This is a genomic window from Lelliottia wanjuensis, from assembly GCF_030238365.1.
GTDB lineage: Bacteria > Pseudomonadota > Gammaproteobacteria > Enterobacterales > Enterobacteriaceae > Enterobacter > Enterobacter wanjuensis.
The window spans coordinates 41,142-62,904 of sequence record NZ_JASSOT010000066.1 but is presented as its reverse complement, the minus strand read 5'-3'; the positions used below and the strand labels follow the sequence as shown (position 1 = coordinate 62,904).

Annotated in this window: 22 protein-coding genes; 19 read left to right on the top strand and 3 right to left on the bottom strand. The window is 57.6% G+C overall.

What is annotated here, in order from left to right; all coding sequences use genetic code 11:
* The first annotated feature begins 2 nt into the window (after positions 1-2).
* Entirely contained in the window at positions 3-488 is a 486-nt protein-coding gene (gene sixA, locus QQF33_RS19325; RefSeq protein WP_282493688.1) for a phosphohistidine phosphatase SixA, read from the top strand.
* Positions 489-533: 45 nt separating this feature from the next.
* Here the strand turns inward: sixA and smrB are convergent, their stop codons facing one another.
* Positions 534-1,085 carry an endonuclease SmrB gene (gene smrB, locus QQF33_RS19320; RefSeq protein ID WP_282493687.1) on the bottom strand — a complete coding sequence of 184 codons (552 nt, stop codon included), beginning with the start codon at positions 1,083-1,085 and terminating at the stop codon, positions 534-536.
* 157 nt (positions 1,086-1,242) lie between these two features.
* Between smrB and prmB the strand changes: the two genes are divergently transcribed.
* The 6 genes from prmB to QQF33_RS19290 all read left to right on the top strand — a co-directional run bounded on the left by prmB (position 1,243) and on the right by QQF33_RS19290 (position 5,794).
* Complete coding sequence (gene prmB / locus QQF33_RS19315; RefSeq protein WP_285146804.1) at positions 1,243-2,175, top strand: 50S ribosomal protein L3 N(5)-glutamine methyltransferase; 933 nt, start codon at positions 1,243-1,245, stop codon at positions 2,173-2,175.
* Positions 2,176-2,236: 61 nt separating this feature from the next.
* Entirely contained in the window at positions 2,237-3,322 is a 1,086-nt protein-coding gene (gene aroC, locus QQF33_RS19310; protein WP_285146802.1) for a chorismate synthase, read from the top strand.
* Positions 3,323-3,324: 2 nt separating this feature from the next.
* Positions 3,325-4,149 carry a penicillin-insensitive murein endopeptidase gene (gene mepA, locus QQF33_RS19305; RefSeq protein WP_285158438.1) on the top strand — a complete coding sequence of 275 codons (825 nt, stop codon included), beginning with the start codon at positions 3,325-3,327 and terminating at the stop codon, positions 4,147-4,149.
* Positions 4,149-4,958 (top strand): sulfite exporter TauE/SafE family protein, encoded by an 810-nt coding sequence (locus tag QQF33_RS19300; protein WP_282493683.1) that lies wholly within the window; start codon positions 4,149-4,151, stop codon positions 4,956-4,958. The genes mepA and QQF33_RS19300 overlap by 1 nt, the downstream gene beginning before the upstream one ends.
* Positions 4,958-5,506 (top strand): elongation factor P hydroxylase, encoded by a 549-nt coding sequence (locus tag QQF33_RS19295; protein WP_282493682.1) that lies wholly within the window; start codon positions 4,958-4,960, stop codon positions 5,504-5,506. Before QQF33_RS19300 ends, QQF33_RS19295 begins: the two co-directional genes overlap by 1 nt.
* Before the next feature lie 9 nt (positions 5,507-5,515).
* Positions 5,516-5,794 (top strand): YfcL family protein, encoded by a 279-nt coding sequence (locus QQF33_RS19290; protein WP_100779413.1) that lies wholly within the window; start codon positions 5,516-5,518, stop codon positions 5,792-5,794.
* A gap of 116 nt (positions 5,795-5,910) precedes the next feature.
* Here QQF33_RS19290 and mnmC read toward each other — a convergent pair whose 3' ends face one another.
* A complete protein-coding gene (mnmC, locus tag QQF33_RS19285; protein ID WP_285158437.1) occupies positions 5,911-7,911 on the bottom strand; it encodes a bifunctional tRNA (5-methylaminomethyl-2-thiouridine)(34)-methyltransferase MnmD/FAD-dependent 5-carboxymethylaminomethyl-2-thiouridine(34) oxidoreductase MnmC in 2,001 nt (666 codons plus the stop codon).
* 158 nt (positions 7,912-8,069) lie between these two features.
* Here mnmC and fabB point away from each other — a divergent pair, with 158 nt between their 5' ends.
* Both fabB and QQF33_RS19275 read left to right on the top strand, forming a co-directional pair.
* The gene (gene fabB / locus QQF33_RS19280) at positions 8,070-9,287 is read left to right on the top strand and encodes a beta-ketoacyl-ACP synthase I (RefSeq protein WP_285158436.1); all 1,218 of its coding nucleotides are present in this window, start codon (positions 8,070-8,072) and stop codon (positions 9,285-9,287) included.
* Positions 9,288-9,352: 65 nt separating this feature from the next.
* The gene (locus QQF33_RS19275) at positions 9,353-10,531 is read left to right on the top strand and encodes an MFS transporter (protein ID WP_285158435.1); all 1,179 of its coding nucleotides are present in this window, start codon (positions 9,353-9,355) and stop codon (positions 10,529-10,531) included.
* A gap of 76 nt (positions 10,532-10,607) precedes the next feature.
* On the opposite strand, the gene flk is transcribed toward QQF33_RS19275, so the two are convergent.
* Positions 10,608-11,612, bottom strand: coding sequence for a flagella biosynthesis regulator Flk (gene flk / locus QQF33_RS19270; RefSeq protein ID WP_282493678.1), 1,005 nt, complete (start codon positions 11,610-11,612; stop codon positions 10,608-10,610).
* Between the two features lie 117 nt (positions 11,613-11,729).
* On the opposite strand from flk, the gene pdxB reads away from it, so the two are divergent.
* From pdxB to QQF33_RS19220, 10 genes are all read left to right on the top strand, one after another.
* A complete protein-coding gene (pdxB, locus tag QQF33_RS19265; RefSeq protein ID WP_285158434.1) occupies positions 11,730-12,866 on the top strand; it encodes a 4-phosphoerythronate dehydrogenase PdxB in 1,137 nt (378 codons plus the stop codon).
* Between the two features lie 66 nt (positions 12,867-12,932).
* Positions 12,933-13,943 carry an aspartate-semialdehyde dehydrogenase gene (locus QQF33_RS19260; protein WP_285146797.1) on the top strand — a complete coding sequence of 337 codons (1,011 nt, stop codon included), beginning with the start codon at positions 12,933-12,935 and terminating at the stop codon, positions 13,941-13,943.
* Positions 13,944-13,945: 2 nt separating this feature from the next.
* Entirely contained in the window at positions 13,946-14,758 is an 813-nt protein-coding gene (gene truA, locus QQF33_RS19255; protein ID WP_282493675.1) for a tRNA pseudouridine(38-40) synthase TruA, read from the top strand.
* A gap of 32 nt (positions 14,759-14,790) precedes the next feature.
* Positions 14,791-15,450 carry a DedA family protein gene (locus tag QQF33_RS19250; protein ID WP_282493674.1) on the top strand — a complete coding sequence of 220 codons (660 nt, stop codon included), beginning with the start codon at positions 14,791-14,793 and terminating at the stop codon, positions 15,448-15,450.
* Positions 15,451-15,604: 154 nt separating this feature from the next.
* Complete coding sequence (accD, locus tag QQF33_RS19245; RefSeq protein WP_282493673.1) at positions 15,605-16,510, top strand: acetyl-CoA carboxylase, carboxyltransferase subunit beta; 906 nt, start codon at positions 15,605-15,607, stop codon at positions 16,508-16,510.
* A 69-nt stretch (positions 16,511-16,579) separates the two neighbouring features.
* Positions 16,580-17,848, top strand: a complete 1,269-nt coding sequence (gene folC, locus QQF33_RS19240) for a bifunctional tetrahydrofolate synthase/dihydrofolate synthase (protein ID WP_285158433.1) — start codon at positions 16,580-16,582, stop codon at positions 17,846-17,848.
* Positions 17,838-18,533 (top strand): cell division protein DedD, encoded by a 696-nt coding sequence (gene dedD, locus QQF33_RS19235; RefSeq protein WP_282493671.1) that lies wholly within the window; start codon positions 17,838-17,840, stop codon positions 18,531-18,533. The genes folC and dedD overlap by 11 nt, the downstream gene beginning before the upstream one ends.
* A gap of 330 nt (positions 18,534-18,863) precedes the next feature.
* Positions 18,864-19,352, top strand: a complete 489-nt coding sequence (cvpA, locus tag QQF33_RS19230; RefSeq protein WP_282493670.1) for a colicin V production protein — start codon at positions 18,864-18,866, stop codon at positions 19,350-19,352.
* A gap of 35 nt (positions 19,353-19,387) precedes the next feature.
* Positions 19,388-20,905 (top strand): amidophosphoribosyltransferase, encoded by a 1,518-nt coding sequence (purF, locus tag QQF33_RS19225; RefSeq protein ID WP_285158432.1) that lies wholly within the window; start codon positions 19,388-19,390, stop codon positions 20,903-20,905.
* Positions 20,906-20,994: 89 nt separating this feature from the next.
* A complete protein-coding gene (locus tag QQF33_RS19220) occupies positions 20,995-21,564 on the top strand; it encodes a UbiX family flavin prenyltransferase (RefSeq protein ID WP_282493669.1) in 570 nt (189 codons plus the stop codon).
* Positions 21,565-21,763 lie beyond the last annotated feature (199 nt).

Below are 21,763 nucleotides of genomic sequence, written 5' to 3'. Positions count from 1 at the left end.
ATATGCAAGTTTTTATCATGCGTCACGGCGACGCGGCACTCGATGCTGCCAGTGACTCTGTTCGTCCTTTGACAACCTGTGGCTGTGACGAATCCCGTCAAATGGCGACCTGGCTCAAAGGCCAAAAAGTGGATATCGATCGTGTGCTGGTGAGTCCGTTCCTGCGGGCCGAACAGACGCTGGATGTGGTGGGGGAGTGTATGAACCTGCCGAAAAGCGTCGATGTTCTTCCCGAGCTCACACCCTGTGGGGATGTGGGTCTTGTCAGCGCGTATCTTCAGGCGCTGAGCAACGAAGGTGTCTCTTCTGCACTGGTGATTTCCCATCTGCCGCTGGTCGGCTACCTGGTGTCTGAACTCTGCCCTGGCGAAACGCCTCCGATGTTCACCACCTCCGCGATTGCCAACGTCACCCTCGACGACGCCGGCAAAGGGGTATTCAACTGGCAAATGAGTCCGTGCAATCTGAAGATGGCGAAAGCTATCTGATGTGACGAATGATCTGGCGGGTAGCCTGTGCCACCCGCCTGCCTGTCAGGGCAGCTCCGGTGGCTGCCACTCTTCCACTTCAATCAACACCAGCAGCGCGGCATCTCCGCCGTACTCTTTTGGCGCCTGATGAAAAGCCATCACGTGTGGATGCTGAGCCAGCCACAGCGGCGTTTGTTGTTTGAGAATATGCTTCCCGTGGCCGTGCATCACACAGGTGCAAAACACGTGCTCGCGACGACAGGCCGCAATCAGCGCGCCCAGTTCCTGCTTCGCCTGCATTTGCGTCAGACCGTGCAGATCGAGAAACAGCTCCGGCGAATAATCCCCGCGACGTAACTTTTTCAGCTCAAAGTGGCTGACATCTTCCCGCACATATTTCACCGCGCCCTGCGTGTTCAGCAGCGGCTGAAATTCGTCTGAAAAATAGTGGCTGTTATCGGCCTGTTCCTGCAGCAGCCGTTTCACCGGGACTTCGCTGACTTTTTTGCGGATCGGTCGATGGACAATGGTGTCCTGTGTAATTTTGCGCGTCCCGCTCATCAGCTGGCGAAAGAGCGTCTGATCCTCCTCGCTAAGCGGCATTTTCTTTTTCATTAGTCCGTCTCATCTCTTATTTCCCTTAGTTTACCTGAGGGAGGCGCAAGCAAAACGCATTTTTTCACCCATCTCACCCCGTCACAATGCTGATTTATCGCCGTCTTCATGGCAAACTAGCCGCCGAAAATTAAGCAAGCATGCCCTGGAGAGAATAATGGATAAAATATTTGTCGATGAAGCAGTAAACGAACTGCATACCATTCAGGACATGTTGCGTTGGTCCGTCAGCCGCTTCAGCGCCGCCAATATCTGGTACGGCCACGGGACGGACAACCCATGGGATGAGGCGGTTCAACTGGTACTGCCATCCCTGTATCTGCCGCTGGATATCCCGGAAGACATGCGCACCGCGCGTCTGACCTCCAGCGAGAAACACCGCATCGTTGAGCGCGTGATCCGTCGCGTTAACGAGCGCATCCCGGTCGCTTATCTGACCAATAAAGCCTGGTTCTGCGGCCACGAATTCTACGTTGATGAGCGCGTGCTGGTGCCGCGTTCCCCAATTGGTGAGCTGATCAATAATCATTTTGCGGGCCTGATCGACCATCAGCCGCAGCACATTCTGGATATGTGTACCGGCAGCGGCTGCATCGCGATTGCCTGCGCGTACGCCTTCCCGGAAGCAGAAGTCGATGCGGTGGATATCTCCACCGATGCGCTGGCCGTCACCGAACACAACATCGAAGAGCACGGTCTGATTCACCACGTGACGCCGATCCGCTCCGACCTGTTCCGCGACCTGCCAAAACTGCAATACGACCTGATCGTCACCAACCCGCCGTACGTTGATGCGGAAGATATGTCCGATCTGCCGAACGAATATCGCCACGAACCGGAACTCGGCCTGGCGTCCGGTTCGGACGGCCTGAAGCTGACGCGCCGCATCCTGGCCTGCGCACCGGATTATCTGACCGACAACGGCATTCTGATTTGTGAAGTCGGTAACAGCATGGTACATCTGATGGAGCAGTACCCGGACGTGCCGTTCACCTGGCTTGAATTCGACAACGGTGGCGAAGGCGTCTTCATGCTGACCAAAGCGCAGCTCATCGCGGCGCGCGAACACTTCAGCATCTACAAAGATTAATCCAACGGGCTGCGGCCCGTTTCACATCGCTCAAACACAGAACAACGACAACGGAGCCGTGATGGCAGGAAACAGTATTGGACAATTATTCCGTGTAACCACTTTCGGTGAGTCTCACGGCCTGGCGCTGGGTTGCATCGTGGACGGTGTCCCGCCTGGCATCGAACTGACCGAAGCCGATTTACAGCACGATCTCGATCGCCGCCGTCCGGGCACCTCGCGCTACACCACGCAGCGTCGCGAGCCAGATAGCGTCAAGATCCTCTCCGGCGTCTTCGAAGGCCGCACCACCGGCACCAGCATCGGTCTGCTGATTGAAAATACCGATCAGCGCTCGCAGGATTACGGCGCCATCAAAGACGTTTTCCGTCCGGGCCATGCCGATTACACCTACGAACAAAAATACGGTTTTCGCGACTATCGCGGCGGCGGACGCTCATCTGCGCGTGAAACCGCCATGCGCGTGGCCGCAGGCGCTATCGCCAAAAAATATCTGGCGCAAAAATTCGGCATCGTGATCCGCGGCTGCCTGACCCAGATGGGCGACATTCCGCTGGCGATCAAAGACTGGGATCTGGTCGAGCAGAACCCGTTCTTCTGCGCGGATGCCGACAAAATTGACGCGCTGGACGAACTGATGCGCGGCCTGAAAAAAGAGGGCGACTCCATCGGCGCGAAAGTGACCGTGGTGGCAGACGGCGTTCCTCCGGGCCTCGGCGAGCCGGTCTTCGATCGTCTGGATGCGGACATCGCCCACGCGATGATGAGCATCAATGCGGTGAAGGGCGTAGAAATTGGCGACGGTTTTGACGTGGTCGCCCTGCGCGGCAGTCAGAATCGCGATGAAATCACGAAAGACGGTTTCCAGAGCAACCACGCGGGCGGCATTCTGGGCGGCATCAGCAGCGGTCAGCAAATTGTGACCAACATTGCGCTGAAACCGACTTCCAGCATTACCGTCCCTGGGCGCACCATTAATCGCTCTGGCGAAGAAGTTGAGATGATCACCAAAGGGCGTCACGATCCTTGTGTCGGGATCCGCGCGGTGCCGATCGCAGAAGCGATGCTGGCGATCGTGCTGATGGATCATTTCCTGCGCCAGCGCGCGCAGAATGCGGACGTGACGGCCCCTCTTCCACGCTGGTAAACATGAAAAAAACTGCTTTTGCTCTGCTGGCCCTGCTCGCCAGTGGAGCCAGTCTGGCAGCCACCCCGTGGCAAAAAATTACCCATCCGATCGCGGGCAGCGCCCAGTCGATCGGCGCGTTTGCCAACGGCTGTATCGTTGGCGCGCAGGATTTACCGCTGCAGTCTGATACCTATCAGGTGATGCGCACCGACCAGCGTCGTTACTTTGGCCATCCGGATCTGGTGCTGTTTATCCAGCGTCTGGGTAACCAGGTACACAACCTGGGGCTTGGGACGATGCTGATTGGCGATATGGGGATGCCTGCAGGCGGCCGATTTAATGGCGGTCACGCCAGCCATCAGTCGGGTCTCGATGTTGATATCTTCCTGCAACTGCCGAAAACACGCTGGAGTTCGTCGCAACTGCTGAAACCGCAGGCGCTGGATCTCGTCGCGCGCGATGGCAAAAGCGTGGTGCCATCTCTGTGGTCACCTGATGTTTCCAGCATGATCAAACTGGCGGCGAAGGATAACGACGTGACGCGCATCTTCGTGAACCCGGCGATTAAACAGCAGCTTTGTCTTGATGCCGGAACGGATCGCGACTGGCTGCGTAAAGTGCGTCCGTGGTTCCAGCATCGCGCGCATATGCACGTGCGTCTGCGCTGCCCGGCGAACAGCCTGGAGTGTGAGGATCAGCCGTTACCGCCGCCGGGAGATGGCTGCGGGGCCGAGCTGCAGAGCTGGTTTGAGCCAGCAAAACCCGGAACCACCAAGCCTGAGAAGAAGACACCGCCTCCGTTGCCGCCTTCCTGCCAGGCGCTACTGGATGAGCATGTACTTTAATGGATAATTTCGTCGATCTGTTTATGGTGTCACCGTGGCTTCTGGCGGTACTGTTCTTTGTCGCGATGCTGGCGGGTTTTATCGATGCGCTGGCGGGTGGGGGCGGTCTGCTGACGGTTCCTGCGCTGCTTGCCGCGGGCATGAGTCCGGCCCAGGCGCTGGCGACCAATAAGCTGCAGGCCTGCGGCGGGTCGCTCTCTGCGTCCATCTACTTTATTCGCCGCAAAGTCGTCAGCCTTGCCGATCAGAAACTCAATATTCTGATGACCTTCATCGGCTCGACCAGCGGCGCGCTGCTGGTCCAGCACGTGCAATCGGACATTTTGCGCCAGATTCTGCCGATCCTCGTCATCTGCATTGGCCTCTATTTTTTACTGATGCCAAAACTGGGGGAAGAGGACAGACAGCGTCGTCTGCACGGCCTGCCGTTTGCCCTGATCGCCGGCGGCTGCGTCGGCTTTTACGATGGCTTCTTCGGCCCCGGCGCGGGTTCGTTCTATGCCCTGGCGTTTGTCACGCTGGCCGGTTTTAACCTCGCCAAATCCACTGCCCACGCGAAAGTGCTCAACGCCACCTCTAACCTTGGTGGTCTGCTGCTGTTTATCATTGGCGGGAAAGTGATCTGGGCGACCGGCTTTGTGATGATGGTCGGACAATTTTTAGGCGCGCGCGTCGGCTCGCGCCTGGTATTGAGCAAAGGGCAGAAACTTATCCGTCCGATGATTGTGATTGTGTCGGCGGTGATGAGTGCCAAACTTCTTTATGACAGCCACGGACAGGAGATCCTCCACTGGTTGGGGATGAACTAATGAACAGTACGCATAAATACGAACAACTGATTGAGATCTTCGACGGCTGTTTTGCGGATGATTTTAATACCCGTCTGATTAAAGGCGACGACGAACCGATCTATCTTCCTGCTGATGCCGACGTGCCGTACAACCGGATCGTCTTTGCGCACGGCTTTTATGCCAGCGGTCTGCATGAGATTTCCCACTGGTGTATCGCCGGGAAAGCGCGCCGCGAGCTGGTAGATTTCGGTTACTGGTACTGCCCGGACGGACGTGATGCCACGACGCAGGGTCAGTTCGAGGACGTGGAAGTTAAACCCCAGGCCTTCGACTGGCTGTTTTGCGTGGCGGCCGGTTTTCCGTTCAACGTCAGCTGCGACAATCTCGAAGGGGATTGCGAGCCGGATCGTATTACCTTCCAGCGCCGCGTTCACGCGCAGGTGATGGAATATCTTGAGAAAGGCATCCCGGAGCGACCGGCGCGTTTCATCAAGGCACTACAGAATTATTACCACACGCCGGAATTCACGGCGGAACACTTCCCGTGGCCGGAAGATCTTAATTGAGGAAAGAAGATGATCGCAGAATTTGAATCACGCATCCTGGCGTTAATTGATGACATGGTGGAACACGCCAGTGACGATGAACTGTTTGCCAGCGGTTATCTGCGTGGTCACCTGACGCTTGCTGTAGCCGAACTGGAAGCGGGCGACGATCACTCACCGGAAGCGGTCCACGCTGAAGTGAGCCGTGGTCTGGAAAAAGCGATTCAGGCGGGCGAACTTTCGCCGCGCGACCAGTCTCTGGTACTGGGCATGTGGGACAATTTGTTTCAGCAGGCTAATCTGAAATAAGTAGTTGTGCCCGGTGGCGCTGCGCTTACCGGGCCTACAAAACCCTCTCCATCCCCATCTCCCTCTCCCGTGGGAGAGGGCCGGGGTGAGGGCATCAGGCCGCACCCAACCGCATCCTACCGCACCAACTTACCCTTCAATAATTTCCGCACCCACAGTCGATTCGGGTTCAATCCTGCCAGCGTAACACCGTCCATCGGAATCGGTTCTTCGCTCATCTGCGAGGCCAGGATCTCTGCCGCCAGCGGGGCGGTACACAATCCGCGTGACCCGAGCGCACCGAGCATAAACAGGTCTGGATAGACCGGGGCACTCACCGCTGTCTCACGATTTTCAGCAAGATTTTCATAGGCCGTCAGCGTCGCGGCGTAATCCGGCACGTTGCCGAGCATCGGCAGGTGATCGCGGGTGGCGCAGCGGATGCCGCAGCGCGCATCGCCATCGCTTACATCGACCTCTTTTACCCACTCCGCCTGAGGGAAGCAATCGATCAGGCGCTGCCGGTTTTGCTGCTGATCCTCTTCGCTGTATTCCATTTCCGTCTCACCGCGATGATAGCTGGCCCCGATGCAGTGATGCCCGTTCGCCGGGTTTTGCGGCGTCAGATAGCCGTCGTAGCACAGGACCTGACGAAGTTCTTTCAGATTCGGCGTGGTGGGAATATGACTCACCTGGCCGCCGACCGGATAGACCGGCAGGTTTTCTGTTTGCGGGAAATCGCCGATGCGATGGCCGTTAGCCAGCACCAGGCTGGCGTGGCGTGCCTCGCTGCCATGAGCAAAACGCAGCTGCCAGCCGCCGTCGATGTTCTCCAGAGATTCCAGCGGATGTTCATAATGCACCGTCAGCCCTTGCGACTGCGCGAGTGCGATGGTCGCCGCGGTCAGCTGTGCCGGGCATAGCCAGCCGCCGAGAGGATAATGAATCCCGCTGCAGTCAATTTGCAGGCCGCTATTTTCCTGCACTTGTTGCGCGTTCACCGCCTCTGCGATTTGTGCGGGCATTCCCAGGCTCAACATCTGGTCTATCTTACGCTGGCTTTTTTCGTCCCAGCCGAGCTGCGTCACGCCGCACCATTGATGGTCAAACTTCACCGGCAGGCTGTCGTACAGGCGTCTGGCGAAGGTAAAGGCCGCCGGGAAAAACTGACTGAGGGCCGGATCGTGGGCGGTCAGCAGCGGATACAGTGCGCCCTGGCGATTGCCGGAGGCACCCGCAGCGGGGGCGGGGTCAGCGCAGTATAACGTCACCTGCCAGCCGCGCCGGAGCAGGGCAAGCGAAAGTAGTGCGCTGGCGATACCGCCGCCAATAATCGCCGTTTCGCGTTTTTCCGCGCCGCTGCGGGCGAACCACGGGGCGCGCGCTGGCAGAGTCTTTTCCTGCTCCATCACGCCCGTCAGCATCTCTCGCTTACGGCCAAAGCCTTTGGTTTTACGCATGGTGAAACCGGCTTCCTGCAACCCACGACGCACAAACCCGGCGCAGGTAAAGGTCGCCAGCGTCGCACCGGGGCGCGCCAGACGCGCCATCGCACAGAAAAGCTGTTCGCTCCACATGTCCGGGTTTTTCGCCGGGGCAAAGCCATCCAAAAACCAGGCGTCGACCTTCTGATTCAGGGAATCGTCGAGTTTGTCCGTCAGCTCGTTGATGTCCCCAAGCCACAGATCGAGCGTCACTCGTCCGCCGTCCAGCACCAGACGATGGCATCCGCCTGACGGCAGCGGCCACTGGGCCTGCAACTGCTCGGCCCAGACGCGCAGTTCCGGCCAGTGCTCATGGGCCAGTCTCAGGTCGTGGGCGGTGAGGGGGAATTTCTCGAAACTGATGAAATGTAATCTTTGCAGCGTAGCCTCAGGGTGCGCCGCCCGGAACTGATCAAACGCCTGCCAGAGGGTGAGGAAGTTTAATCCGGTGCCAAAACCGCTCTCCGCCACCACAAACTGGCTGCGCGGATGCTCTGGAAAACGTGCGTTGAGCTGGTTTCCATCAAGGAAAACATAACGGGTTTCTTCCAGTCCGTTATCATTAGAGAAATAGACATCGTCGAAATCTCGGGAAACAGGTGTACCCTCAGCGTTGAACTCAAGGTTGGCGGGTTGTATGGCGTTTTGTTTCACGTAAGTTACTCGTCTGACAGGCAGTGGCACGATCTTAACGATGTGTGTTCGTTGGTGCAAATTTCCACAGAAATTGGCTGATCGGACTTGTTCAGCGTACAAGTGTACGCTATTGTGCGACTCGAAACTTAATATAGTATGACTTACAGAGGTATTGAATGAAACGTGCAGTGATTACTGGCCTGGGCATCGTTTCCAGCATCGGTAACAACCAGCAGGAAGTCCTGGAATCTCTGCGTGAAGGACGCTCGGGGATCACTTTCTCTCAAGAATTCAAAGATTCTGGTATGCGTAGCCACGTGTGGGGTAACGTCAAACTGGACACCACCGGTCTGATCGACCGCAAAGTGGTCCGTTTCATGAACGATGCCTCTATCTACGCTTACCTCTCAATGCAGCAGGCTGTAGAAGATGCTGGTTTGAAAGAAGACGTATACCAGAACAACCCGCGCGTGGGCCTGATCGCAGGTTCCGGCGGTTCTTCTAAATCTCAGGTGTTCGGCGCAGACGCTATGCGTAGCCCGCGCGGCCTGAAAGCGGTCGGTCCTTACGTTGTGACCAAAGCGATGGCGTCTGCAGTGTCTGCGTGCCTCGCAACCCCGTTCAAAATCCACGGTGTGAACTACTCCATCAGCTCCGCATGCGCGACTTCCGCACACTGCATCGGCAGCGCGGTTGAGCAGATCCAGCTGGGCAAACAAGACATCGTCTTTGCTGGCGGCGGCGAAGAGCTGTGCTGGGAAATGGCGTGTGAGTTCGACGCGATGGGCGCACTGTCCACCAAGTACAACGAAACGCCAGAAAAAGCCTCCCGTACCTATGACGCAAACCGTGACGGTTTCATCATCGCAGGCGGCGGCGGTATGGTTGTGGTTGAAGAGCTGGAACACGCTCTGGCCCGTGGCGCGCACATCTACGCTGAAGTTGTCGGCTACGGCGCGACTTCCGATGGCGCAGACATGGTTGCTCCATCTGGTGAAGGCGCAGTGCGTTGCATGAAGCTGGCAATGGACGGCGTGGATACCCCAATCGATTACCTGAACTCCCACGGTACCTCGACTCCGGTCGGCGACGTGAAAGAGCTGGGTGCTATCCGTGAAGTCTTCGGCGACAACAGCCCGGCGATCTCCGCGACCAAAGCAATGACCGGTCACTCTCTGGGTGCCGCTGGCGTGCAGGAAGCGATCTACTCTCTGCTGATGCTGGAACACGGCTTTATCGCCCCAAGCATCAACGTGGAAGAGCTGGACGAGCAGGCTGCTGGCCTGAACATCGTCACCAAACCGACCGAGCAGGCGCTGACGACCGTTATGTCTAACAGCTTCGGTTTCGGCGGCACCAACGCCACGCTGGTGATGCGTAAACTGAAAGCGTAAGATTGACGCTGATGTGAAAAAAGGGAGCCCAACGGCTCCCTTTTTGTATTCGTTTGGAGTCATAAATGACTGCGCTAACTCAAAAAGAAAAAACCTCGTCAGCGAATGTCTCGCTGTTTCGCATCGCCTTCGCGGTGTTTCTGACCTATATGACCGTCGGCCTCCCGCTGCCGGTGATCCCGCTTTTTGTGCATCAGGAGCTGGGCTACGGCAATACCCTGGTGGGCGTCGCCGTGGGGATTCAGTTTTTAGCCACCGTTCTGACCCGCGGCTACGCCGGGCGACTGGCCGATCAGCATGGCGCAAAACGTTCTGCGCTGCAGGGGATGTTTGCCTGTGGGCTGGCGGGTGGGGCATGGCTGCTGGCGGCGCTGTTGCCTGTGGACGCCATCTATAAATTCGCGCTGCTGGTTGTCGGGCGTTTAATTCTCGGTTTTGGCGAAAGCCAGCTGCTGACCGGGACGCTCACCTGGGGCATGGGCCTGGTCGGGCCGACGCGTTCCGGCAAAGTGATGTCCTGGAACGGGATGGCGATCTACGGCGCGCTGGCCGCAGGCGCACCGCTGGGTCTGCTGATCCACAGCCATTTCGGTTACGCCGCGCTGGCGGGAACCACCATGGCGCTGCCGCTGGTGGCGTGGGCCTTTAACGGCTCGGTGCGTAAAGTGCCTGCCCACAAAGGCGAACGTCCGTCCCTGTGGAGCGTGGTCGGGCAAATCTGGAAGCCGGGTCTCGGGCTGGCGCTGCAGGGCGTCGGTTTTGCGGTGATTGGTACCTTTGTCTCGCTCTACTTTATGAGTCGCGGCTGGGCGATGGCGGGCTTTACTCTGACTGCGTTTGGTGGCGCATTTGTGCTGATGCGGGTCCTGTTCGGCTGGATGCCGGACAGGTTTGGCGGCGTGAAAGTCGCTGTCGTTTCCCTGGTCATCGAAACGCTGGGTCTGCTGCTGCTGTGGCAGGCGCCGGGGGCGTGGATCGCGTTACTGGGCGCTGCGTTAACCGGATGCGGCTGTTCGCTGATCTTCCCGGCGCTTGGCGTGGAAGTGGTGAAGCGCGTAGCACCGCAGATTCGTGGAACCGCGCTCGGCGGCTATGCGGCGTTTCAGGATATCTCTTACGGGATCACCGGCCCGCTGGCAGGCGTTCTGGCAACGTCGTTCGGCTATTCGTCGGTGTTTCTGGCCGGGGCGGTTTCGGCGGTGGTGGGGATTGCGGTGACGATTATCGCGTTTTGGAAGCGGTGAAGGGGCTTGTCGGGTGGCGGCTGCGCCTTACCCGACCTACAAAACCCGTTAATTCGTAGCCGCCATCCGGCAAAAATTAGATAACCAGCCAGAACAATGCCAGCGCAACCATCAGCGCAATAATCATCAGCCCAGGACGTGCGGAGATCGATTTTATCGTGTCCACCACCGGGGCAAACAGCGGACTGTAAATCGGCTGAATGTTGCGCGCTTCCGGCACGCCACTTTCAGGTTCGGCGCGGCGGATAAAGATCTGATTGAGCAAATCCTGAACCTGGGCGGTGGTCAGCACCGTTTGCGGCGTCGCCTGCCAGGTCTGCTGGGCGTAATCACGCACCGCTTCAAATTCACGGGGCTCCAGCGGCTGCTTGAGCGCCGCCTGCAGGGTATGCAGCGTGGGCGCGGTTTGCGTGCTCAGCGTCTGGCGCGCCTGCAGCCAGGTCACCAGATGGGTAAACTGTTTCGCCGGGATCAGCTCGCCGGCCTTCACGCCGGACAGCTCCAGCATCGACTGCCAGATAAGCTTATTCGATTCGCCCGTGGCGGCCGCCAGTCGGGTAACCATCTGCTTGAGCGTATTATGCTCGGCAGGCTGCAGCGGACGCTCGGTGGCGGGGCGCTGCTGCGGCTGCGGAATCGACAGCTGATTACTTTGCAACAGTGTCAGCACGGTTTTCAGCTGGTCCGGCGTGAGCTGGCTCAGCGTCGTCTGACCAAATTGCTGACGAATAAACTCACTCACCGCCTGACGGTTATTCCCCTGACCTAACAGCTCGGTCAGCTGCGACACCACCTGGCGGGTGGTGTGATTTTGCTGCGCGGTGTTCAGGCGCAGATTCAGGTTTTGCTCGGCAGCAGGAAAATGGCGCGACAGCAGCGGGGACTCGTTTTTCAGCCCGAGGTCATGTTTCATTCCCGCCCACACTTCCGCGCTCTGCTGCGAGGTCAACGCAACCAGACGGGTGATCAGACGCTCCAGCACCGTGCGCTGCATCGTCGATAACGGCTGTTCGCCAATGGCGGAAGGTGTTACGGGGCCTTCACCCGGAGGGCGCGGCGGCGTACCTGAAATGGGCTGCATCGTCAAAATCCTTAAAGTCATTACTCACCGTGAACCAGGCAAAGCGATCGGGTATGCCTGGCGGCGAGATTATGGCACACTTGGCAGGTTTTCTTCCTCTCAAACAGGTACTCTGTCGTGAAAATCCTCGTTGATGAAAATATGCCTTACGCCCGTGAGCTGTTTAGCCGCCTGGGTGACGTTAAGGCTGTTCCCGGTCGCCCGATCCCGCTGGCGGAACTGGATGATGCTGACGCGCTGATGGTGCGCTCGGTGACAAAAGTGAATGAGACGCTGCTGTCGGGCAAAAGCGTTAAATTTGTCGGCACGGCGACGGCAGGAACCGATCACGTGGATGATGCCTGGCTGGCGCAGGCGGGTATCGGATTTTCAGCAGCACCGGGCTGCAATGCGATTGCGGTCGTGGAATACGTCTTCTCCTCTTTACTGATGCTGGGTGAGCGCGACGGCTTTGCACTGAAAGACCGCACGGTCGGCATTGTCGGTGTGGGTAACGTCGGCGGACGTTTACAGAAGCGTCTCGAAGCGCTCGGCATCCGCACGCTGCTGTGCGATCCGCCGCGTGCCGATCGCGGTGATGAAGGCGACTTCCGCACCCTTGATGAACTGGTCGAGCAGGCGGATGTGATCACCTTCCATACGCCGCTGTTCAAAGACGGCCCGTACAAATCCCTGCATCTGGCCGATGAGGCGTTTATTCGCCGCCTGAAGCCTGGCACTATTCTGATAAATGCCTGCCGTGGGCCGGTTGTCGACAACGCGGCGCTGCTGACCTGTCTGGAAGCCTGGCAGGATCTGAGCGTGGTGCTGGACGTCTGGGAGCCAGAGCCGGATCTCAACGTCGCACTGCTGAACCACGTCGATGTCGCCACGGCGCACATCGCGGGCTATACGCTGGAAGGTAAAGCGCGCGGCACGACGCAGGTCTTTGAAGCCTATAGCGCTTTTATCGGTCAGGCCCAGCAGGTTTCGCTCGATTCCCTGCTGCCCGCGCCGGAATTTGGCCGCATTACGCTGCACGGCCCGCTCGATGAGTCTTCGCTAAAAAGGCTGGTGCATTTAGTGTATGATGTGCGCCGCGATGACGCGCTGCTGCGAAAAGTGGCGGGCATTCCGGGTGAATTCGACAAACTGCGCAAGAATTACCTTGAGCGCCGCGAGTGGTCCTCCCTGTATGTCATCTGTGACGATGCCGATGCGGCAGCGTTACTGAATCAACTGGGTTTTAATGCCACGCATAACCCGGCGCGTTAATGTCTTCTTAATGCTCCCTGCCGGATAATCTGGCCGGGAGCTGTTTCATTTCTGGAGTAAACCACCATGTCTGAAGGCTGGAATATTGCCGTACTGGGTGCCACTGGCGCTGTGGGCGAAGCCCTGCTCGAAACACTTGCGGAACGTCAGTTCCCGGTGGGAGAAGTTTATGCCCTGGCGCGCGCGGAAAGCGCCGGGACCTCCCTGCGCTACGAAGGTAAAACCGTTCGCGCGCAGGACGTTGCGGAGTTTGACTGGACGCAGGCCCAACTGGCGTTCTTTGCGGCGGGCACTGAAGCTTCAGCCGCTTACGCGGAAGAAGCGGCCAACGCCGGTTGTCTGGTGATCGACCTAAGCGGTCTCTTTTCGCTCGAGCCGGACGTGCCGCTGGTGGTGCCGGACGTTAACCCGTTTGTGCTCGCCGACTACCGCAACCGTAATATTATCGCTGTCCCGGACAGCCTGACCAGCCAGCTGCTGACGGCGCTGAAACCGCTGATCGACGACGGCGGCTTGTCACGTATTACCGTCACCAGCCTGCTCTCTGTCTCTGCGCAGGGTAAAAAAGCGGTCGATGCATTGGCAGGGCAGAGCGCGAAACTGCTGAACGGAATTCCGGTCGACGATGACGATTTCTTTGGTCGCCAGTTAGCTTTCAACTTGATGCCGATGCTGGCCGATCGCGAAGGCAGCGTGCGTGAAGAGCGCCGCATCGTCGATGAGACCCGCAAAATTCTGCAGGATGACGGTCTGATTATCTCCGCCACCTGCGTGCGTGCGCCGGTCTTCTATGGCCACGCGCAGATGGTGAACTTCGAAGCCCTGCGTCCGCTGGCGGCGGAAGAAGCGCGCTATGCGTTCGAGCGCGGCGAAGATATCTCTCTGAGCGAAGAGACCGATTTCCCAACTCAGGTTGGCGATGCGACAGGCAACGCGCGTCTCTCCGTGGGCTGCGTGCGTAACGACTACGGCATGCCTGAGCAGGTGCAGTTCTGGTCTGTGGCGGACAACGTACGTTTCGGCGGCGCGCTGATGGCGGTCAAAATCGCTGAGAAGCTGGTGCAGGAGTATCTGTAAGGATGTCTGAAGTGGAACACAAGCCAGTGCATAGAATTGCCCTCGGGATTGAGTACGACGGCAGCAAATATTATGGCTGGCAGCGTCAGAATGAAGTGCGCAGCGTCCAGGAAAAGCTGGAGAAAGCGCTCTCTCAGGTGGCGAACGAACCGATCGGTGTGCTGTGCGCCGGTCGTACCGATGCAGGCGTACACGGTACGGGCCAGGTGGTGCATTTCGAAACCACCGCGGTGCGTAAAGATGCGGCGTGGACACTGGGCGTAAATGCGAATTTGCCTGGTGACATCGCGGTGCGCTGGGTGAAAGATGTGCCGGATGATTTTCACGCGCGTTTCAGCGCCACGGCCCGTCGTTACCGCTACGTTATCTACAATCAGCGTCTGCGTCCGGCAGTGTTAAGCCAGGGCGTGACTCATTTTTATGAGCCGCTGGATGCCGATCGTATGCATCGTGCCGCGCAGCATCTGCTCGGTGAAAATGACTTTACCTCGTTTCGCGCGGTCCAGTGCCAGTCGCGCACGCCGTGGCGAAACGTGATGCACATTACCGTCAGTCGTTATGGCGCGTATGTGGTGGTGGATATCAAAGCCAATGCCTTTGTACATCATATGGTGCGGAATATTGTGGGCAGCCTGATGGAAGTAGGCGCCGGACACCAGCCGGAGAGCTGGATTGCAGAACTGCTGGCAGCGAAGGACAGAACGCTTGCGGCAGCAACGGCGAAGGCGGAAGGGCTGTATCTGGTATCGGTAGATTATCCGGATCGCTTTGACCTTCCAAAACCGCCAATGGGCCCGCTATTTTTAGCGGACTAACGCAGTTGCAATTCAATTAAGGCTTAGACAATATGGACTTAATACGTTTTCTCATCGATTTCATCCTGCATATCGATGTTCATCTGGCGGAGCTGGTCGCGCAGTACGGCGTCTGGGTGTATGCCATTCTGTTCCTGATTTTGTTCTGTGAAACCGGTCTGGTCGTCACGCCGTTTTTGCCGGGCGATTCCCTGCTGTTTGTCGCGGGCGCGCTTTCTGCTTTGCCGACCAACGATCTCAACGTCCACCTGATGGTGGTGCTGATGATCATTGCGGCTATTGTGGGCGATGCGGTGAACTACACTATTGGGCGGGTATTCGGTGAACGGCTGTTCAGTAATCCGAACTCTAAGATTTTCCGTCGCAGCTATTTAGACAAAACGCACGCGTTCTATGAACGTCATGGTGGCAAAACCATCATTCTGGCGCGTTTTGTGCCGATCGTCCGTACGTTTGCCCCCTTTGTGGCGGGAATGGGACATATGTCCTATCGTCATTTCGCGGCGTATAACGTGATTGGTGCGCTGCTGTGGGTGCTGCTGTTTACCTACGCGGGCTACCTGTTTGGCGATCTGCCGATCGTGCAGGAAAATCTTAAGTTACTGATTGTTGCCATTATTGTGCTCTCAATCCTGCCGGGCGTTGTCGAAATTATTCGTCATAAACGTGCGGCGGCAAAGCAAGCGAAGTAAGTACGCATTTGCGGTTCGACCACTTTTTTATCCAAAGTTTCGGGCTGTTATGTTTTAATGTGCAACATTCATGGTCTGTTTGTGGCAAAAATGGCATTATGCGCCGCTTACAGCAAAACTGGCATACGACCAGGTTCAGGCAGAAAGGTTATCAATGAGCTGGATTGAACGAATTAAAAGCAACATAGCCCCAACCCGTAAGGCAAGTATTCCTGAAGGGGTGTGGACCAAGTGTGACAGCTGCGGCCAGGTCTTGTACCGCGCTGAGCTGGAACGCAATCTTGAGGTGTGCCCGAAGTGTGACCACCACATGCGTATGTCGGCGCGTAATCGCCTGCATAGCCTGCTGGATGAAGGTTCAATGGTTGAACTGGGTAGCGAACTTGAGCCAAAAGATGTGCTGAAGTTCCGTGACTCCAAGAAATACAAAGACAGACTGGCTTCTGCTCAGAAAGAGACCGGCGAGAAAGACGCGCTGATCGTGATGAAAGGCACCCTGCACGAGATGCCGGTTGTCGCTGTGGCCTTTGAGTTCTCCTTTATGGGCGGCTCAATGGGTTCTGTCGTCGGTGCGCGTTTCATCCGTGCCGTTGAGCAGGCGCTGGAAGACAACTGCCCGCTGATCTGCTTCTCCGCCTCCGGCGGTGCACGTATGCAGGAAGCACTGATGTCCCTGATGCAGATGGCGAAAACCTCTGCAGCGCTGGGCAAAATGCAGGAACGCGGTCTGCCGTACATCTCTGTTCTCACCGACCCTACCATGGGCGGCGTATCGGCGAGCTTTGCGATGCTGGGCGATCTGAACATCGCTGAACCGAAAGCGCTGATCGGCTTTGCCGGTCCACGCGTTATCGAACAGACCGTGCGTGAGAAACTGCCGCCGGGCTTCCAGCGCAGTGAATTCCTGATCGAAAAAGGCGCTATCGACATGATCGTTCGCCGCCCGGAAATGCGCCTGAAACTGGCAAGCATCCTGGCGAAGCTGATGAATCTGCCGTCGCCAAGTCCGGACGAGCCGCGTGAAGGCGTGGTCGTGCCGCATCAGGAACCCGAAGCCTGATAACTCAAAAAGGGCAGGGCCAGACGGCGCTGCCCTTTTGCTTTCTAACCTAAAATGAAAGTGCGTATCATGGAAAAACAAATGATTCCTCAAGCCACGTCACCCCTGGTCACGTGGCTTTCTTATCTGGAAAATCTGCACAGTAAAACCATCGATATGGGACTGCACCGCGTTAGCCAGGTCGCTGCGCGTTTAGATGTCCTCAAGCCCGCGCCATTCGTCTTTACCGTAGCGGGAACCAACGGCAAAGGCACCACCTGCCGCACACTCGAATCGATGCTGATGGCCGCCGGTTACAAGGTGGGCGTTTACAGTTCTCCGCATCTGGTGCGCTACACCGAGCGCGTGCGCGTGCAGAATACCGAGTTGCCGGAATCGGCGCACACCGCCTCTTTTGCGGAAATCGAAGCCGCGCGCGGTGAGATTTCGCTCTCCTATTTTGAGTACGGCACGCTCTCCGCCCTGTGGCTGTTCAAACAGGCACAGCTGGACGTGGTGATCCTCGAAGTCGGTTTAGGCGGGCGCCTGGACGCCACTAACATGGTCGATGCCGACGTCGCCGTTGTGACCAGCATCGCGCTGGATCATACGGACTGGCTGGGGCCAGACCGCGAAAGCATTGGTCGCGAAAAAGCGGGCGTTTTCCGCGCCAACAAACCTGCCGTGGTGGGTGAGCCGGATATGCCGCACACCATCGCCGATGTGGCGCAGGAGAAGGGGGCGCATCTGATGCGCCGCGGCGTTGACTGGCAGTATGAGGTGTCGGCTGAGGGCTGGCGCTTTAGCGACGCCCAGGGCGTGCTGGATAATCTGCCGTTGCCGCAGGTTCCGCAGCCGAACGCCGCTACCGCGCTGGCGGCCATTCGCGCCAGCGGACTGTCGGTGAGCGAACAGGCGATCCGTGACGGTATTCAGAATGCGCTCCTGCCGGGACGTTTTCAGATTGTCAGCGAGTCTCCGCGTCTGATCCTGGACGTGGCGCACAATCCCCATGCCGCGGCCTACCTCGCAGAACGTCTCAAATCCCTGCCAAAAACCGGGCGAGTGCTGGCGGTTATCGGTATGCTTCATGATAAAGATATTGCTGGCACGCTGGCCTGCATGGAGAGTGTCGTCGATTGCTGGTATTGTGCTCCACTGGAAGGCCCACGGGGCGCCTCTGCCGAACAGTTGATGGAACATCTCGCGCAGGGCGAAGCTTATGAAAACGTGGCGCTGGCATGGCACGCCGCGATGGCGGATGCTAAACCTGAAGATACCGTGCTGGTGTGTGGATCGTTCCACACCGTAGCGCATGTCATGGAAGTGATGGAGGCGGGGAGAACCGGTGGCAAGTAAGTTTCAGAACCGTTTAACAGGAACCATTGTGCTGGTTGCGCTGGGAGTGATTATCCTCCCGGGACTGCTCGACGGGCAGAAAAAACATTATCAGGATGAGTTCGCGGCGATCCCGCTGGTGCCGAAACCCGGCGATCGCGACGAGCCCGACATGCTGCCTGCGGCCACGCAGGCGCTGCCTGCTCAGCCTCCGGAAGGGGCGGCAGAAGAGGTGCGTGCCGGAGATGCGGCGGCACCGTCGCTCGATCCCTCTCGTTTGACGGCAAGCAACACCGGCGAACTGGACCCAGTTCCGGAACCGGTCGTGCAGCCTAAGCCTGCCGCAAAACCGGCGGACAAACCCCAGCCGAAACCGCAGCGCGATAAAGCCAGCGAGCAGATCGCCGCCGCGGCAGAAGCGCCGCCGGAAAAACCGGTTCAGGAAGAGAAACCTGCGCCGACCGGTAAAGCGTACGTGGTGCAGCTTGGGGCGTTGAAAAATGCCGATAAAGTCAATGAAGTGGTGGGTAAACTCCGCGGGGCAGGATATCGGGTTTACACTTCACCTTCGACGCCGGTACAGGGTAAAATTACCCGCATTCTGGTCGGCCCGGACGCCTCGAAAGATAAGCTGAAAGGGTCGCTTGGCGAGCTGAAGCAGATCTCCGGGCTGAGCGGTGTGGTGATGAATTATAGCGCGAACTGATAGGCGCTTACTCCCCTCACCCTAACCCTAACCCTCTCCCCATAGGGGAGAGGGGACCGATCGGAGCGGTATGTTCCCCCTCGCTCCTACGGGGAAAGAGGACTGCTCGGAGCGGTCTTTTCTCCCTCGCCCCTTTGGGGAGAGGGCCGGGGTGAGGGGAAAATCGCGTGCGCCAGATTGCCAGATAAGGCAACAAGGCCGACGGCGTTGAGCATTTTTTCAGCGCCTTTTTTATTTACGCGCGGGAAGGAAATCCCTACGCAAACGTTTTCTTTTTCTGTTAGAATTCGCCCCGAACTGGATGACAGGGCGTTTAATCGTGGGACACATATGGTCTGGATTGATTACGCCATCATTGCGGTGATAGGTTTTTCCTGTCTGGTTAGCCTGATCCGTGGCTTTGTTCGTGAAGCGTTATCGCTGGTGACATGGGGTTGTGCTTTCTTTGTCGCCAGTCATTACTACACTTACCTGTCTGTCTGGTTCACGGGCTTTGAAGATGAACTGGTCCGAAATGGAATCGCCATCGCGGTGCTGTTTGTCGCGACGCTTCTCGTCGGCGCTATCGTGAACTACGTGATAGGTCAGCTGGTCGAGAAAACCGGTCTGTCAGGAACGGACAGGGTACTGGGGATCTGTTTTGGTGCGCTGCGAGGCGCGCTGATCGTGGCAGCGATTCTGTTCTTCCTTGATACCTTTACCGGGTTTTCAAAAAGTGAAGACTGGAGCAAGTCCCAGCTGATTCCACAGTTCAGCTTCATCATCAGATGGTTCTTTGACTATCTGCAAAGCTCGTCGAGTTTCTTGCCCAAAGTGTAATCACTTTGAGATGTGGCTTAACGAGGAAAAGACGAATGTGCGGTATTGTCGGTATCGCCGGTTTCATGCCGGTAAACCAGTCTATTTATGACGCGTTATCGGTGCTTCAGCACCGTGGCCAGGATGCAGCAGGCATCATCACCATTGATGCCAACAACTGTTTCCGTTTACGCAAAGCGAATGGCCTGGTCAACGATGTATTTGAAGCCCGCCATATGCAGCGCCTGCAGGGCAATATGGGGATTGGCCACGTTCGTTATCCTACTGCTGGCAGTTCCAGCGCCTCTGAAGCACAACCTTTCTACGTCAACTCTCCGTATGGCATCACGCTTGCCCACAATGGCAACCTGACCAACGCACACGAGCTGCGTAAAAAGCTGTTCGAAGAGAAGCGTCGCCACATTAACACCACCTCTGATTCTGAAATCCTGCTCAATATCTTTGCCAGCGAGCTGGATAACTTCCGCCACTACCCGCTGGAAGCAGACAACATTTTTGCCGCGATTGCCGCGACCAACCGCCAGATCCGTGGCGCGTATGCCTGCGTGGCGATGATTATCGGCCACGGTATGGTGGCGTTCCGCGACCCTAACGGCATCCGTCCGATGGTGCTGGGTAAACGCGATTTGGGCGATGGCCGTACCGAGTACATGGTCGCCTCCGAAAGCGTGGCGCTGGATACTCTGGGCTTTGAGTTCCTGCGCGACGTCGCACCGGGCGAAGCGGTCTACATCACTGAAAAAGGCCAGCTGTTTACCCGCCAGTGCGCGGAAAACCCGGTCAGTAATCCGTGCCTGTTTGAATACGTTTACTTCGCCCGCCCGGACTCGTTCATCGACAAAATTTCCGTGTACAGCGCGCGCGTGAACATGGGCACCAAGCTCGGTGAGAAGATTGCCCGTGAGTGGGACGATCTGGATATCGACGTGGTGATCCCGATCCCGGAAACCTCCTGCGATATCGCCCTGGAAATGGCGCGAATCCTGGGTAAACCGTACCGTCAGGGCTTCGTGAAGAACCGCTACGTGGGCCGCACCTTTATCATGCCGGGCCAGCAGCTGCGTCGTAAGTCCGTGCGTCGTAAGCTCAACGCCAACCGCGCTGAGTTCCGCGATAAGAACGTGCTGCTGGTGGACGACTCCATCGTGCGCGGCACCACGTCTGAGCAGATCATCGAGATGGCGCGTGAAGCGGGTGCGAAGAAGGTCTATCTGGCCTCTGCTGCGCCGGAAATTCGCTTCCCGAACGTCTACGGAATCGACATGCCGACCGCCAACGAGCTGATTGCTCACGGTCGCGAAGTGGATGAGATTCGCCAGATCATCGGCGCTGACGGTCTGATTTTCCAGGATCTGAGCGATCTGATTGACGCGGTGCGCGCCGAGAACCCGGACATTCAGCAGTTTGAGTGCTCGGTCTTCAACGGCATCTACGTGACTAAAGACGTTGATCAGCAGTATCTCGACTATCTCGACTCGCTGCGCAACGACGATGCGAAAGCCGTGCAGATGCAAAACGATCTCGAAAGCTTAGAGATGCACAACGAAGGCTAAGTCTTCGGCAGGTGAGGGCGGGCGCCCTCACTTGCAACTCCCCGCAAAATCCTGCAAAGTCTGCCCGAGATGCAAGTAAGGGCGAAATCATGAAACAACTCATTGTAGGGATCTCCGGTGCCAGCGGCGCCATTTACGGCGTACGACTGCTGGAAGTACTGCGCGACGTGGCGGATGTCCAAACCCATCTGGTGATGAGCCAGGCGGCGCGTCAGACCCTCTCCCTCGAAACCGATTTTTCCCTGCGCGACGTTCAGGCCCTGGCCGACGTGGTGCACGATGCCCGCGACATCGCCGCCAGCATCTCCTCAGGCTCGTTTAAAACCGCCGGGATGGTTATCCTGCCGTGCTCCATCAAAACGCTCTCCGGCATCGTGAACAGCTATACGGACACGCTGGTGACGCGCGCCGCTGACGTGGTGCTGAAAGAGCGCCGCACCCTGGTGCTGTGCGTGCGTGAAACGCCGCTGCATCTCGGTCATTTGCGCCTGATGACCCAGGCGGCGGAACTGGGCGCGGTGATTATGCCGCCGGTGCCGGCGTTTTATCATCGCCCGCAAACGCTGGACGACGTGATTAACCAGACGGTCAATCGCGTACTGGATCAGTTTGACATCGACCTGCCGGAAGATCTCTTCGCCCGCTGGCAGGGCGCATAACCCGTTGCCCGTTTTGGGTGCATGATAAGCCTGGTTGCCCCGTTGCGGGGCAATTATGCAACCGCGATCATATCCTCGACATTTAATTCGTTTTTTCCCTTTCTCCCTCTCCGGTTCGTTTGGCAGACCTGCTATCTTTCCTTATTAAGGCAATATCGCAACGTTTTATTAACATATTTAACGTCGAATTTTTGACCCG

Excerpts from the sequence above, each read along its gene's own strand:
- QQF33_RS19295 (WP_282493682.1), top strand. The coding sequence starts at position 4,958 with ATGAACAGTACGCATAAATACGAACAACTGATTGAGATCTTCGACGGC.
- QQF33_RS19290 (WP_100779413.1), top strand. The coding sequence starts at position 5,516 with ATGATCGCAGAATTTGAATCACGCATCCTGGCGTTAATTGATGACATG.
- fabB (WP_285158436.1), top strand. The coding sequence starts at position 8,070 with ATGAAACGTGCAGTGATTACTGGCCTGGGCATCGTTTCCAGCATCGGT.
- QQF33_RS19220 (WP_282493669.1), top strand. The coding sequence starts at position 20,995 with ATGAAACAACTCATTGTAGGGATCTCCGGTGCCAGCGGCGCCATTTAC.
- QQF33_RS19300 (WP_282493683.1), top strand. The coding sequence starts at position 4,149 with ATGGATAATTTCGTCGATCTGTTTATGGTGTCACCGTGGCTTCTGGCG.
- folC (WP_285158433.1), top strand. The coding sequence starts at position 16,580 with ATGGAAAAACAAATGATTCCTCAAGCCACGTCACCCCTGGTCACGTGG.
- mepA (WP_285158438.1), top strand. The coding sequence starts at position 3,325 with ATGAAAAAAACTGCTTTTGCTCTGCTGGCCCTGCTCGCCAGTGGAGCC.
- sixA (WP_282493688.1), top strand. The coding sequence starts at position 3 with ATGCAAGTTTTTATCATGCGTCACGGCGACGCGGCACTCGATGCTGCC.
- QQF33_RS19250 (WP_282493674.1), top strand. The coding sequence starts at position 14,791 with ATGGACTTAATACGTTTTCTCATCGATTTCATCCTGCATATCGATGTT.
- purF (WP_285158432.1), top strand. The coding sequence starts at position 19,388 with ATGTGCGGTATTGTCGGTATCGCCGGTTTCATGCCGGTAAACCAGTCT.
- cvpA (WP_282493670.1), top strand. The coding sequence starts at position 18,864 with ATGGTCTGGATTGATTACGCCATCATTGCGGTGATAGGTTTTTCCTGT.
- accD (WP_282493673.1), top strand. The coding sequence starts at position 15,605 with ATGAGCTGGATTGAACGAATTAAAAGCAACATAGCCCCAACCCGTAAG.
- aroC (WP_285146802.1), top strand. The coding sequence starts at position 2,237 with ATGGCAGGAAACAGTATTGGACAATTATTCCGTGTAACCACTTTCGGT.
- smrB (WP_282493687.1), bottom strand. The coding sequence starts at position 1,085 with ATGAAAAAGAAAATGCCGCTTAGCGAGGAGGATCAGACGCTCTTTCGC.
- QQF33_RS19260 (WP_285146797.1), top strand. The coding sequence starts at position 12,933 with ATGTCTGAAGGCTGGAATATTGCCGTACTGGGTGCCACTGGCGCTGTG.
- QQF33_RS19275 (WP_285158435.1), top strand. The coding sequence starts at position 9,353 with ATGACTGCGCTAACTCAAAAAGAAAAAACCTCGTCAGCGAATGTCTCG.
- prmB (WP_285146804.1), top strand. The coding sequence starts at position 1,243 with ATGGATAAAATATTTGTCGATGAAGCAGTAAACGAACTGCATACCATT.
- truA (WP_282493675.1), top strand. The coding sequence starts at position 13,946 with ATGTCTGAAGTGGAACACAAGCCAGTGCATAGAATTGCCCTCGGGATT.
- flk (WP_282493678.1), bottom strand. The coding sequence starts at position 11,612 with ATGCAGCCCATTTCAGGTACGCCGCCGCGCCCTCCGGGTGAAGGCCCC.